This is a genomic window from Paenibacillus sp. CECT 9249 (assembly GCF_918697855.1).
Classification (GTDB): domain Bacteria; phylum Bacillota; class Bacilli; order Paenibacillales; family Paenibacillaceae; genus MSJ-34.
In genome coordinates this window covers 56484-69103 of sequence record NZ_CAKKLI010000009.1, presented here as the reverse complement: position 1 = coordinate 69103, position 12620 = coordinate 56484, and the positions used below count along the sequence as shown (strand labels likewise).

Sequence of the window (12620 nt, the reverse complement as noted above, 5' to 3'; positions counted from 1 at the left end):
TGCCATTATATTGTCTTTGAATCTTTTTCATTAAGTTCTTATAATAAGTTCATATGAACTTGAACTAAGAGAGTTCGTAAAAAATCATGATAAGGAGATTGTAATGATTGCGCTCAATATTTTTCTCGTTATTTTGCTGATTGCTCTTACCGCATTTTTCGTGGCTACCGAGTTTGCGATGGTCAAAATTCGGCCGAGCCGCGTCGATCAATTGGTGGCGGAAAACCGGAAAAACGCCTCTGCGGTGAAAAAAGTAGTCGGCCATTTGGACGCTTACTTGTCGGCTTGCCAGTTAGGGATTACGATTACGGCGCTCGGATTGGGTTGGCTCGGGGAGCCGACGGTCGAAAAATTGCTGCATCCTCTATTCGAATTGTTCGCATTGCCGTCCGAGGTTACCAAAGTAATATCCTTTCTGATCGCCTTCATCCTTATGACGTACTTGCACGTTGTGCTTGGGGAATTGGCTCCCAAAACGTTGGCGATTCAGAAGACGGAAGCCATCGCCTTGATGACGGCGCGGCCGATTGTTATGTTTCATAAACTGATGTACCCCTTTATATGGCTGCTTAACGGTTCGGGCAACGCGATCGTCCGCATGTTCGGCTTGCACTCCGCGAGCGAGCATGCGGAAGCCCACTCGGAAGAAGAATTGCGGATTATTCTCACCGAAAGCTACGAAAGCGGCAAAATCAATAAATCGGAATACGGGTATGTGAACCGGATCTTCGCTTTCGACGACTTGCTGGCGCGAGAAATTATGGTGCCCCGTACCGATATGGTTTGTCTTCATCTCGACAAATCGTTCGAAGAGAACCTGAAAACGATCAAAGAAGAACAATACACTCGCTTCCCGGTCATCATGGATAATAACAAGGACAATATTGCCGGCATGATCAATACGAAACAGTTCTTCCTGTATTACGACGATCATCCGAATACGGAACTGTCCAAGCTGGTGCAGCCCGTATTGTCGGTATCCGAAGCGACGCCGATCAAAACGTTGCTTAGAAAAATGCAGCAGGAACGGAAGCATATCGCCATATTAGTGGACGAATACGGCGGAACGTCGGGAATGCTTACGATTGAAGATATTTTGGAAGAGATCGTCGGGGAAATTCGCGACGAATTCGATGCCGAGGAAAACCTGGAAGTCGAACAATTGAGCGACGGCCGCATCGTCGTCGACGGGAAAGTCGCGATTTCTCAAATTAACGAATTGCTGAACGCAAATATCGAATCCGATAATTTGGATACGATCGGCGGTTGGTTGTACGGGCAGAACACGGAATTGAAAAAAGGAAGCGAATGGCACTTCGGAGATTTGACCTTTATCGTAAGAGAAAAAGAGAAGCATCGGATTCGCAAAATTGAAATTATAAAGAACGCTGTCGAATCTTCGGAATAGAGATCTAAAAAAATGAGGCATTTCCAGAGGCGCTTGGCCTGCCGGAAAGCCTCTTTTCTTGTTTAATCCGCAACATGGGCCCGATACTCATCCGCCGTGAGTAAACGCTTCACCGCTTCGTCCGCTGTTCCGTCTACTTCAAGCTCCGCGATCCAGCCGCCCCCGTAAGGATCTTCATTGACCAATTCCGGCTGTAATTCGAGCGCCGCATTGACTTTGGCGATCGTGCCGGCAACGGGACTATACAGTTCCGACACCGTCTTGACCGATTCGATCGAACCGATGCTGTCCCCGGCAGCCGCGCCCGTATCCGGCGCTGCGCAATCGACGAATACGATATCGCCCAATTGGCATTGCGCAAAGTCGGTAATGCCGATTCGCACCGTCCTTTCGCCGACGACTTCCACCCATTCGTGCTCCGCGCTGTAGCGCAGATGATCTTTCACTTCGCTCATGTTCGCTCCCCCATTTCTTCACCTTCCGACTCCGCCTTCTTGTACGCTTCTTCGCGCCGTTCGTGAGAAAGGCCGATTCGCATATTATTACTATATGGCAAGAATACAATCACAATGTTCCGAATATTGAGTATTAATGTACTGTGAACATCGAAAATGCGGATGAAGGCAATGGGAGAGTTTACCCGATGCGGTAACGCCGAAGGAGTAAGCCTCACGCGGGTGAATCTCTCAGGCAAAAGGACCGTTGCCGGACGCGACTCTGGAGAGAACCCTGTCAGCAGGGGCACCGATGGGGAAACTTATGCGGTTCCGTCTTGGAATGGCATAGGGCAACTCTCAGGTAACAAGGACAGAGCGTAAGAAATCGCGTATGCCAATCAAGCGTACGGGATTCCATACGGCCTGTCCCTTTTTGTTTTTTGCAAAGCCTAATATGATAAATTCGAGGTGATCGTATGTCCCCGTTGCGAAGAACTCCGCTCTACCCCGTTTATTCCTCGTATCCTTCCGTTCGCTGCATCGACTTTGGCGGTTGGGAACTGCCCGTGCAATATTACGGCATGTTGAGAGAGCATGACGCCGTACGGCGGCAAGCGGGCTTGTTCGACGTCTCCCATATGGGCGAATTGCTAGTGACGGGCGAGGGCGCGCTAGCGTTCTTGCAGCGGATAACGACCAATGACGTATCCCGTTTGACGGACGGCCGCGCGCAGTATTCGATCCTGTGCGCTCCGGACGGCGGAGTCGTCGACGATCTGATCGTCTACCGTCTCGCAAGCGGCAAATATATGCTGGTCGTCAATAGCGCCAATGCCGCCAAAGATTTCGAATGGCTGCAGCGGCATCGCTTCGGCGACGTCCGTATTGACGACATATCCGAAGATGTCGCGCTGCTTGCGCTGCAAGGGCCGGCCGCTGCCGGCATCATGTCGCAAGCGGCGAGTGCCGCCGTCCTCTCGCTGCCCGCGTTTCATTTCGCTTCCGACGTCAACGTAAGCGGAACACGCACGCTCGTTTCCCGGACCGGTTATACGGGCGAAGACGGATTTGAATTGTTCGTTTCGCCTGCGGAGGCGCCGAAACTATGGAACGATCTGATGCGCGCCGGCGAACGCCGCGGGCTGATCCCGGCGGGGCTGGGCGCCCGGGACACGCTTCGATTGGAAGCGAGGCTGCCGCTGTACGGCCAAGACATGTCGGAGGACGTCTCTCCGCTCGAGGCCGGGCTTGGTTCGTTCGTGAAGTGGGACAAAGGCGAATTCATTGGCAAGGAAGCGCTGCTCGCGCAGCGATCCGCCGGGCTGCCGCGCAAGTTGGTCGGCATCCGCATGATCGGCCGCGGCATTTCAAGATCCGGTTATGGGGTATACGCTTCCGGCAAGCGGATCGGTGTAATTACGTCGGGAACGCAATCGCCTACGTTGAAACAAAATATCGGACTCGCGCTGCTGGATGCTAATGTTGCGGAAGTCGGGACCGAACTGCAAGTCGACATTCGGGGCAAATTCGTAGCGGCGCAAGTAGTGAAAACGCCGTTTTACCGACGAACGGCCGAATCGACGGAAGGAGGCAAACGATCATGAAACATCGCTATTTGCCGATGACGGAACAGGATCGCGAGGAAATGATGCGGACCATCGGAATCGGTTCCGTCGAAGAACTGTTCCGCGACATTCCGGATGAAGTGCGCTATCGCGGCACGCTGCCAATATCCGAAGCTTTGGATGAGATGGCGCTGCTTCAACATATGAAACGGCTGGCGGATAAAAACGCGGATTTTGAACGATACGTCAGTTTTTTGGGCGCGGGATTGTACGATCATCATATTCCCGTCGTCATTCGCCATCTGTTGTCCCGGTCCGAATTTTATACGGCTTATACCCCTTATCAACCGGAAATTAGCCAAGGGGAACTGCAGGCGATGTTCGAATTCCAGTCGTATATTTGCGAATTGACCGGGATGGCGGTCGCGAATGCCAGCATGTACGACGGTTCGACCGCGCTGGCCGAAGCGGCTGCGCTCGCCGCCGGCGCGACGCAGCGGCGCCGGATCGTCGTCTCGCGCGCCGTTCATCCGGAAGCGCGGCAAGTGCTGCTATCGAAAGCGCGCGGACTCCGTATCGATATCGTCGAAGCGGATTACGCGGACGGAGCGACCGACCTCGAGCGCTTGCGGGCATGCGTAACCGGCGAAACGGCTGCCGTGATCGTGCAATCGCCGAATTTCTTCGGCTGCATCGAACAGGTGCGCGCCATTGGCGAAATCGTTCATGCCTGCGGCGGATTGCTCGTCGTGAGCGCCAATCCTCTTTCGCTCGGCCTGCTGGAAAGTCCGGGCAAGTTAGGCGCGGACATCGTCGTCGGCGATGCGCAGCCCTTCGGGATTGCCGCCTCGCTCGGCGGGCCGACCTGCGGCTACTTCGCCGTCGGCAAAGCTCTTATGCGGCGCATGCCCGGCCGCATCGTCGGCCAAACCGTCGACCGCGACGGCAAGCGGGGCTTCGTGCTGACGCTGCAAGCGCGCGAACAGCATATTCGCCGCGAGAAAGCGACGTCCAACATTTGTTCCAACCAGGCGCTGCTCGCGCTGTGCGCCGCCATCTATTTATCCGTTATGGGCAAAGCGGGCATTCGGGAAGTGGCCGACCTGAACGTGCAAAAAGCGCACTACGCTTCCGGATTGTTCGCCGGCCGCCCCGGCTTCTCCCTTCCCTTCTCTTCGCCGTTCTTCAACGAATTCGTATTGAAGCTGCCGGAGGAAACCGATATCGGACGAATTCGGTCGCGGCTGCTGCAATTCGGCTACATCGGCGGATACCGTTTGGAGAACGACTATCCCGAGTTGAAAGGCTGCATGCTGCTCGCCGTTACGGAACGAAGAACGAAAAGCGAAATCGAGCGATTTATCGAATGTTTGGAGGGTTGCATATGAAAGCGGAGAAAGCGCTCATCCATGAGCTTAGCAAACCGGGACGGACCGCCTATTCTCTTCCCGCTTGCGACGTCCCCGTCGTCGAACATCATCGGCTGATTCCGTCCGAAATGCTGCGTGCAGAGCCCGCCGAGCTGCCGGAAGTGTACGAAGTCGATGTTATCCGCCATTATACCGAGCTCTCGCGCCGCAATTTCGGAGTGGATAACGGCTTCTATCCGCTTGGCTCTTGCACGATGAAATATAATCCGAAGCTAAACGAAGAGGTCGCGCAATACGCCGGATTTGCCAAAATCCATCCGTATCAGCCGGAGGAAAGCATCCAAGGAGCGCTGGAATTGATGTATGAATTGCAACGCGATTTGGCCGCGTTAACGGGGATGGACGAGGTGACGCTTCAGCCTGCGGCAGGCGCGCACGGCGAATGGACCGGGCTAATGATGATTCGCGCTTATCATGAAAAACGAGGCGAAGTCCGCGCAAAAGTCATCGTCCCGGATTCTTCCCACGGCACCAATCCGGCAAGCGCGGCTGCCGCGGGATTCGAGACGGTTACGATCCGGTCGAACGAACACGGTTTGGTCGATCTTGAAGAACTCCGCGCTGCGGCGGGAAGCGACACGGCGGCTTTGATGCTGACGAACCCGAGCACGCTGGGGTTGTTCGAAGCGCAAATCGTAGAAATCGCCCGCATCGTGCACGACGCGGGCGGATTGTTATATTATGACGGCGCGAATTCGAACGCCATTATGGGGATCGCCCGTCCGGGCGATATGGGTTTCGACGTGGTGCATCTGAACTTGCACAAAACGATGAGCACGCCGCACGGAGGCGGCGGGCCCGGCGCGGGACCCGTCGGCGTGAAGAAAGAGCTCGCCGCCTTCCTTCCTGCGCCGACGGTCGTCAAGCGGACAGACGGATCATTCGGGCTGGGCGGCGGAGCAGAGGATTCCATCGGCCGGGTCAAAGCCTTTTACGGCAACTTCGGCATTCTCGTCCGCGCCTATGCTTACATCCGTTCTTACGGGCCGGAAGGGCTCCGGCGCGTATCCGAATGCGCGGTGTTGAACGCCAATTACATGATGCGGCGGCTCGAACCCTATTATGACATTCCGTTCCCCGGCATCTGCAAGCATGAATTCGTTCTATCCGGCAAACCGCTGAAAAAATTCGGCGTCCGCACGCTCGACGTCGCCAAACGGCTGCTCGATTTCGGATACCATCCGCCTACCGTTTACTTCCCGTTGACGGTGGAAGAATGCATGATGATCGAACCGACGGAAACGGAAAGCAAAGATACGCTCGATGCGTTCATCGATACGATGATCCGGATCGCCCGCGAGGCGGAGGAACAACCCGAACGGTTGCTGAACGCCCCGCATCATACCGTTGTGAAACGGCTTGACGAGACGCAGGCGGCGCGCAATCCCGTCCTGAACTGCTCTTGCCGGTAAACGGCGCTTATTCCACCCTGTCGAAGATCGAACGATCCTCCCGTTCGGGGTGGTGCACGCCTTTTTCCCAAACGAGAACGAAAGATTCATATTGCCCGAATCCGTTATTCGGTATCGTCTTCAAATCGCCGAACACTCTCTCGATCGACAATATTTGCGATTCATGCGCCAGCAACGCCTTCGCCTTCATCGGCCAATGCTTGCTGACCTCGATTTGCAGGGGCGGCTTCCCGTTCGAAGCGCGCGCCGAGAACGGGGCGTTGTAATACAGTTTCTGCACGCTTGGACAGCGGCCGCTGAAGACGGCTTCGTTCGTCGCATGATGGATCGCGATATGATCCTTATGGCCGCTCATTCCGTCTTCGGGAAACGTAACAATGACGGAAGGATTATGCTTGTTAATAAAAGATACGATCTGATCCGCCAGAAAAGCGCGGTCGTAAGAAGCCAATTGGCCGTCCGGAAGCCCTAAATGTTCGATGACGGACAATCCCATAATATCGCCGGCTTTTTGCAGTTCGACCTCCCTGCGGGCCGCAAGCTCGCTCTTCGACATGGGTCCCAAACGTCCGGTCTTCCCGGCATCGCCGCGCGTCGCGCATAACAAGACCGTCTTGCCGCCTTGATCCGCGACCTCCCGGATCAAGCACGCGCAGCCGAATGTCTCGTCATCGGGATGAGCATAGATGAAACCTACGGTATGATTCATTGCCAAACCACTCCTTTACGCTGCACAGATTAACATCGGGACGTAAGCAGCCCTCTTTTTATATTACCACAGATGGTTTAGTTCTCGGAATCCGTTACGATTTCGCATCCTTCCACATGCTTGCGGTCCATCAGCTTCTTTTTTTTTGCGGTTTTCTTTCGTCTCGAAGACGATATCGAGGTCGTAGTCTTCCGGATACAACTCCTTGCCGTCAATGTATAGCGAGAGGCGCTTATGGTTGATCTTGAACTTCTGCTGTTGGATCAACACGCCGACATTGCCTCGTGCGTCTTCGGCTTCGTAAACGATGCCGTTTCGTTGTAAATATGAAATGTAGACGTTATCGCCCACTTTCAGACGTTTCCTCGCGAGAGCCTCTCCTTCCTCCGGATCGGCCGCGGCATGGACTGCCGGAGCCGAAGCCGGCCGAACAGGCGAAGGCGGTTCGACTGCCGTTTGCTGCGGCGGCGAATCGATATCGGCCGGTTCGACTGCCGTTTGCCGCGGGGGCGAGCTTGTATCGGCCGGTTCGATTGTCGCTTGCTGCGGCGGTAAATCGATGCCGGCCCTTTCAACGGCTTCCGTCGCCGCCGGCGCCGCTCCGCCGTATTCCCGCCTGCTCGCCTCCGTTATTTGTTGCGATCGGCGGATAATGTCCGGGGAGATGCCGAGCTTGAGCGCGATGAGAAACGCATAGCTTCGTCCCGCTTCCCCGATCTTCAGCCGGTACAACGGTTGGAGCGTCTCTTCGTCAAATTCCATACGGGCGTTCTCGAATCCCGGCGTGACGGCGGCGAAATTTTTAATTTCATTGTAATGCGTCGTGACGATCACCGTCGCGCCTCTCCGGTGGAGTTCCTCCAGAACGGCGATTGACAATCCGATTCCTTCGCCCGGATCGGTTCCGCTAGCCATCTCGTCGATCAGAATCAGCGTCGAGCCGTCGGCGTAAGAAAGCATATCGATGACGTTCCGAATATGGGACGAGAACGTGCTTAAAGATTGCTCGATGCTTTGGCCGTCGCCGATATCCGCCGCGATGTTCCTGAAGACGGCAAATACGCTGCCCTGTTCCGCCGGAACGAGCAAGCCGGATTGCACCATAAGCGTAAGCAGCCCGACCGTTTTCAATGCGACCGTTTTGCCGCCCGTATTCGGTCCCGTAATGATCAGCGATTTATACTTGTCTCCGATCGAGAAATGAAGCGGAACCGTATTGCGTCCGAGCAACGGATGAACCGCGCCGCGAATATGGATTCGCCCCTCCCCGTTAATCTCGACATTGCGACCGCCGATCGCGACCGCATATTTCGCTTTGGCGAACAAATAATCGTACACTCCTACCGTTTCGACATTCATTCGGAGCTCCGGTTCGCCCTCCTCGACAAGGGTTGTCAAGTAACTTAGAACCTTGGCCTCTTCCCGGCTTTCCTCCACCCTCATTTCGTTCAGGTCGAATTGCAAATGAGCGACGTCTTGCGGCTCGACGTATACGGTTTGGCCGCTCGCCGATTCGTCCAGCACGCTGCCTTTGATCAGCTTGCGATGCTCTTTTTTGATCGGGAGCACATATCTTCCGTTTCGCAGGCTGACCAAATTTTCTTGCATAATATTCCGGTAACGAGACATAAGGCTTTCGATTTTGTCTTTAATCTTTCCTTCGACGACAGCCGCTTTTTTGCGGATTCTGCTCAAATCTTTGCTCGCTTCGTCTCTTACGCGTCCGCCGTGAACGCAACGCTCGATTTCCGTCTTCAGTTTGGCAAGCTCATGCATCGACGAAGCCAAGCTGCTAACGGTCGGAGCAATCGACGATTTGGCCGCCATATATTTTTTGAGCTGAATACAGCTGTACAGAAACTGTTGAATGTTCGCAAAGTCATGTTCCGTATATACATATCCGGTGTCCAGCAACGACAGCACCTTATCGATTCCCTCGAGCGACGGAATCGGCACGCTGGCCCCTTGTTCGAGCATTGCCTTCGCCTCCGCCGTTTCGTTAAGCGCTTGACGCACCCTTTGCCATTGATCCATAGGTTGCATCCGCTCAACATGCTGCTTGCCTAAATAGGAGGCGGCGTATTCCATCACATTCTGCTTCACTTTGTCGTAATCCAATCGTTGCAAAACCTTTTCATCCATGATTCGTTAACTCTCCTTTGGTTTGTAAAATAAAAAAAGGCAGAAGAATGAGCATTCATCATTCTCTGCCTTTGCCTATCTCCCGACGTCCGAGCCGCATCAATAAAAAAACCGCGCTGAAGACAGCACGGATCGGTCGCGAAGATAGAAATTCATCTGATCTTGGGCATGTATGATATCCGCTGTTCTTAACTAGTTCCGCATACCTTGTTTTTCGCATGAAAAATAAACGTCATATGACGCGCTTTTTCAAAAAAACAAAGTACAGCTATGGAATTGATTAGTTAAGAACTTTCACCGACATCAAAAACTCTCCCTTTATTGAGGATAACCCTATCATACGTGAAAAAAACGGCAACGTCAAGCGGATGGCGAATAAACGGGGAATATGGGGACGACAATACATATTGAGAAAACGTCGGGAGGTAGGAACGATGAATCGACAACGGGCTCAAGAAATTGCCGCATCCCCGGTTATGGCGGATGTAACCTGCGATGGAGTGCCGGTCTATATTCAGCATGTGAACGAACATAACGAAACGGTTCGAGTCTATCCGCTAGATGAGCCGGAAAACGAACAAAACGTCCCTTTGAGCAGCTTAGAGGAACATTAACGCCAGGAGGATACCATTCAGCTTTTGCGCTTATCCGGCAAATACAAGCGGTTCCCTTCGCTTCGAAGGTCGAACCGCTTGTCGTTTTGTAGGGATGATGCAATGAGTCAAATTACGGCCAGCCATATGATCGAGATAGCGGGTTCGGGCGATTTGGCCGGCATCGTGCTCTTGATGAAAATGAGCAAGGCGATTGTACGGTTAATGCGAATTTCGTATCAAACAGCAATTTCAACGTTGGCGCCTCACTTTCCGCGATCCTTGGTCTAGTTTTGCATTGAGAAAAACTTCTGCCCGAGTCTTTTCATCCGAATGCCTGCCCGAATGATGCGAATTTCGTATTCCTTCAGGCGGTACAGCCTTTCCGCTTCCCGCACCGAAATCTCTTGAAATCGGATCCTTGTTCCCGGCTTCGCCTGGGCAATAAGCGGTAAGTCCGCCGCTGCGATTTGCGCAATTCGCGGATATCCCCCGATCGTCTGGCTGTCCGCGAGCAAAACGATCGGATGGCCGTCCGGGGGCGCTTGCACGGTTCCGACCGCGACCGCTTCGGAGATCACTTCGATCGGTTCCGCCAACTGCAAACTCGATCCCGACAACCGGCAGCCCATTCGATCGGATTGCGGCTCGACTTGGAACGGCCGGTCGAAAAACCGCAGCCTGCTATCGGCGTCGAAATGCGCGTAATGATCGCCGCGCATCGCCCGTACCGTAATATGCTCCGAATGGTGCGGCATGCGGTTCCATCCCGCAAACCACGCGGTCGAACGAAGCGAATCGAAAGCGGCGGGCGCGACGGAACGGGCTTGTTCCGGGGCGTTCAGGCCGATAACGTCGCCCTCTTGCAGCGCCCGGCCGTGAAAGCCGCCAATGCCGCCCCGGAGATAGGTGCTCTTGCTTCCCATGACTTCAGGAATGCGGAACCCTCCCGCAACCGCCACATACGCTCTGCAGCCTGACTTGCAGGGGCCGAACCGCAGCACGCTCCCGCCTTTCACGATGACCGGCCTCCACATCGGGAGCTTCATCCCGTCGACGGTCGGCGACAGATCGCCCCCGGCAACCGCGAGCAACGCATCTTGCTCGAACCGCAAAGCAGGCCCGATTAACGTCGCTTCCAGCGCCGCCTCCCGCTCGTCGTTCCCGACGAGCAAGTTGGCAATCCGCAAAGAATAGGGATCCATGGCGCCGCCGACCGGCATTCCGAACTTACGGTAGCCGTATCTCCCTGCATCTTGAATGCTGGTCAGAAGACCGGGACGAAGGACGGTGACGCTCATATGCCCCCCTCCTCGTAAGCCTCGTACTCTTCAGGGGAAATCGGGCGAAATTTGACGATATTCCCCGCTTGCAGAAGACTGGGAGGCTGTAATTCCGGACGGAACAGCGCCGCCGGCGTACGGCCGATCAACTGCCAACCGCCCGGAGTGGAGATCGGATAAATTCCCGTCTGGCTTCCTCCGATTCCGACCGATCCCGGCGCGACCGAAACGCGGGGAGTCGGGCGCCGCGGCGTAGCGATCCGTTCGGGCAAACCGCCCAAATAAGGAAAGCCCGGAGCGAATCCGATCGTATAGACTAGGTATTGTCCGCCCGCATGGACGGAAATGACTTCATCCGCGCTCATTTGGTGGTAGGCGGCCACCGCTTCCAGATCGGGACCGAACGATCCCCCGTAACAGACCGGAATTTCCACCGTGACGGGCCGCTCCGGCGCATTGCCGTTCGCAAGCGCGCCCATTTGTCTTAACCAAGCCGCGACGATGTCCGAAGCGGCGCGATCATGCAAGCGATCGTCCGCGGACGCCGCACCTGCTGCGATATCCGGTTGATAAAAGACGGTGATGGCGCAGTAGGACGGAACGTATTCGATCATGCCCGGAAACCCGTTACGGTCCAAACATTTCGCAAACGTTTCGACATGGCGGTGAATATCCGGATGGATCCGATCGCCGAATACGACCCGAACGGCCGTTTCTCCCAACGGAAAAATATCCATCGCGCATGCCGTGTTAGATATGATGTTCTCCACTTCCCTCACCCCCGACATTCATGGTAACGGATGCTGCGAGAGAGCGCTCGATCCCGCCGCCTTGACGGAAATGCCCGCATGTTCGCAAGCGATGCGGATTTGCTCGGCGAGCCGCGCGGCATGCGCGCCGTCGCCGTGAATGCAAACCGTATCGGCTTGCAGCGCAATATCGTTGCCGTTCCGCGTTGCGACCTTCCCTTCCTTGACCATTCGCACGACGCGCGATGCGGCCTGCTGCGCGTCTGTCACCAAGGCGTCAGCCAACGTTCTCGGCGTTAGCGAGCCGTCTTCCTGATACGTACGGTCTGCGAATACTTCATGAGCGGTTTGCAAACCGAGCCGTTCCCCCGCCTTGATCGATTCGCTGCCGGACAGCCCGAACAGCGTCAGTTCCGGGTCTACCCGATAGACCGCTTCCGCGATCGCATCGGCCAGATCCCTTCTCTTGGCCGCCATATTGTAGAGAGCACCGTGCGGCTTCACATGCCGCATCCGGCCGCCTTCCGATTTGACGAAGGCGGCAAGCGCGCCGATCTGGTACACGACCATTTCGTACGCCTCTTGCGGCGAAATTTCCATATATCGGCGGCCGAACCCGGATAAGTCGGGCAGTCCCGGATGCGCGCCGATGGCCACTTCATATTGCAAGGCAAGCCGGACCGTGCTTCGCATCACGCCCGGATCGCCGGCATGAAACCCGCATGCGATATTGGCCGAAGTCATAAACGGGAGAACGGCTTCGTCGACGCCGAGACGATAAGCGCCAAAACTTTCCCCAAGATCGCAATTCAAGTCGATACGATGCATCCTCATGATTCCTCCGTCCTATCCGCTGCATCGCTCGGGCAGCGAATTCATCACGTATTATTCA

The 12620-nt window shown here is 55.2% G+C and carries 12 protein-coding genes and 1 riboswitch; of the genes, 6 read left to right on the top strand and 6 right to left on the bottom strand.

The annotated features are described in order from the left end of the window. The first annotated feature begins 103 nt into the window (after nucleotides 1-103). Complete coding sequence (locus tag LQ229_RS09705) at nucleotides 104-1408, top strand: hemolysin family protein (RefSeq protein ID WP_230191601.1); 1305 nt, start codon at nucleotides 104-106, stop codon at nucleotides 1406-1408. Between the two features lie 62 nt (nucleotides 1409-1470). Here LQ229_RS09705 and gcvH read toward each other — a convergent pair whose 3' ends face one another. Further along, nucleotides 1471-1863 (bottom strand): glycine cleavage system protein GcvH, encoded by a 393-nt coding sequence (gcvH, locus tag LQ229_RS09700; protein WP_230191600.1) that lies wholly within the window; start codon nucleotides 1861-1863, stop codon nucleotides 1471-1473. A 162-nt stretch (nucleotides 1864-2025) separates the two neighbouring features. Continuing rightward, nucleotides 2026-2120, top strand: a riboswitch (glycine riboswitch). Between the two features lie 201 nt (nucleotides 2121-2321). Between gcvH and gcvT the strand changes: the two genes are divergently transcribed. Genes gcvT through gcvPB form a run of 3 tightly spaced genes read left to right on the top strand, consistent with a single transcriptional unit; the run spans nucleotide 2322 to nucleotide 6252 of the window. Next, nucleotides 2322-3449: a glycine cleavage system aminomethyltransferase GcvT gene (gene gcvT, locus LQ229_RS09695; protein WP_230191599.1), complete on the top strand. Its 1128-nt coding sequence runs from the start codon at nucleotides 2322-2324 to the stop codon at nucleotides 3447-3449. Further along, a complete protein-coding gene (gene gcvPA / locus LQ229_RS09690) occupies nucleotides 3446-4798 on the top strand; it encodes an aminomethyl-transferring glycine dehydrogenase subunit GcvPA (protein WP_230191598.1) in 1353 nt (450 codons plus the stop codon). The genes gcvT and gcvPA overlap by 4 nt, the downstream gene beginning before the upstream one ends. Next, the gene (gene gcvPB, locus LQ229_RS09685; protein ID WP_230191597.1) at nucleotides 4795-6252 is read left to right on the top strand and encodes an aminomethyl-transferring glycine dehydrogenase subunit GcvPB; all 1458 of its coding nucleotides are present in this window, start codon (nucleotides 4795-4797) and stop codon (nucleotides 6250-6252) included. Before gcvPA ends, gcvPB begins: the two co-directional genes overlap by 4 nt. Nucleotides 6253-6259: 7 nt before the next feature. Here gcvPB and LQ229_RS09680 read toward each other — a convergent pair whose 3' ends face one another. Both LQ229_RS09680 and LQ229_RS09675 read right to left on the bottom strand, forming a co-directional pair. Then, nucleotides 6260-6961: a PIG-L family deacetylase gene (locus LQ229_RS09680; RefSeq protein WP_216538704.1), complete on the bottom strand. Its 702-nt coding sequence runs from the start codon at nucleotides 6959-6961 to the stop codon at nucleotides 6260-6262. Between the two features lie 63 nt (nucleotides 6962-7024). After that, the gene (locus LQ229_RS09675) at nucleotides 7025-9103 is read right to left on the bottom strand and encodes a DNA mismatch repair protein MutS (RefSeq protein ID WP_356710244.1); all 2079 of its coding nucleotides are present in this window, start codon (nucleotides 9101-9103) and stop codon (nucleotides 7025-7027) included. A 434-nt stretch (nucleotides 9104-9537) separates the two neighbouring features. Here LQ229_RS09675 and LQ229_RS09670 point away from each other — a divergent pair, with 434 nt between their 5' ends. After that, the gene (locus tag LQ229_RS09670) at nucleotides 9538-9717 is read left to right on the top strand and encodes a small acid-soluble spore protein H (protein WP_230191596.1); all 180 of its coding nucleotides are present in this window, start codon (nucleotides 9538-9540) and stop codon (nucleotides 9715-9717) included. Between the two features lie 102 nt (nucleotides 9718-9819). Further along, nucleotides 9820-9987, top strand: a complete 168-nt coding sequence (locus LQ229_RS09665) for a hypothetical protein (RefSeq protein WP_230191595.1) — start codon at nucleotides 9820-9822, stop codon at nucleotides 9985-9987. On the opposite strand, the gene LQ229_RS09660 is transcribed toward LQ229_RS09665, so the two are convergent. The 3 genes from LQ229_RS09660 to LQ229_RS09650 are packed head-to-tail and all read right to left on the bottom strand — an operon-like array spanning nucleotide 9984 to nucleotide 12556. Then, nucleotides 9984-10997, bottom strand: coding sequence for a biotin-dependent carboxyltransferase family protein (locus LQ229_RS09660; RefSeq protein WP_230191594.1), 1014 nt, complete (start codon nucleotides 10995-10997; stop codon nucleotides 9984-9986). The genes LQ229_RS09665 and LQ229_RS09660 overlap by 4 nt on opposite strands. Then, entirely contained in the window at nucleotides 10994-11749 is a 756-nt protein-coding gene (gene pxpB / locus LQ229_RS09655) for a 5-oxoprolinase subunit PxpB (protein ID WP_356710239.1), read from the bottom strand. The genes LQ229_RS09660 and pxpB overlap by 4 nt, the downstream gene beginning before the upstream one ends. 18 nt (nucleotides 11750-11767) lie before the next feature. Beyond that, nucleotides 11768-12556, bottom strand: a complete 789-nt coding sequence (locus LQ229_RS09650) for a 5-oxoprolinase subunit PxpA (protein WP_230191631.1) — start codon at nucleotides 12554-12556, stop codon at nucleotides 11768-11770. Between the last annotated feature and the right edge of the window lie 64 nt (nucleotides 12557-12620).

Bases quoted from the DNA above. Each gene is read 5' to 3' on its own strand.
- LQ229_RS09705 (WP_230191601.1), top strand. From the start codon at position 104: ATGATTGCGCTCAATATTTTTCTCGTTATTTTGCTGATTGCTCTTACC.
- gcvH (WP_230191600.1), bottom strand. From the start codon at position 1,863: ATGAGCGAAGTGAAAGATCATCTGCGCTACAGCGCGGAGCACGAATGG.
- gcvT (WP_230191599.1), top strand. From the start codon at position 2,322: ATGTCCCCGTTGCGAAGAACTCCGCTCTACCCCGTTTATTCCTCGTAT.
- gcvPA (WP_230191598.1), top strand. From the start codon at position 3,446: ATGAAACATCGCTATTTGCCGATGACGGAACAGGATCGCGAGGAAATG.
- gcvPB (WP_230191597.1), top strand. From the start codon at position 4,795: ATGAAAGCGGAGAAAGCGCTCATCCATGAGCTTAGCAAACCGGGACGG.
- LQ229_RS09680 (WP_216538704.1), bottom strand. From the start codon at position 6,961: ATGAATCATACCGTAGGTTTCATCTATGCTCATCCCGATGACGAGACA.
- LQ229_RS09675 (WP_356710244.1), bottom strand. From the start codon at position 9,103: ATGGATGAAAAGGTTTTGCAACGATTGGATTACGACAAAGTGAAGCAG.
- LQ229_RS09670 (WP_230191596.1), top strand. From the start codon at position 9,538: ATGAATCGACAACGGGCTCAAGAAATTGCCGCATCCCCGGTTATGGCG.
- LQ229_RS09665 (WP_230191595.1), top strand. From the start codon at position 9,820: ATGAGTCAAATTACGGCCAGCCATATGATCGAGATAGCGGGTTCGGGC.
- LQ229_RS09660 (WP_230191594.1), bottom strand. From the start codon at position 10,997: ATGAGCGTCACCGTCCTTCGTCCCGGTCTTCTGACCAGCATTCAAGAT.
- LQ229_RS09650 (WP_230191631.1), bottom strand. From the start codon at position 12,556: ATGCATCGTATCGACTTGAATTGCGATCTTGGGGAAAGTTTTGGCGCT.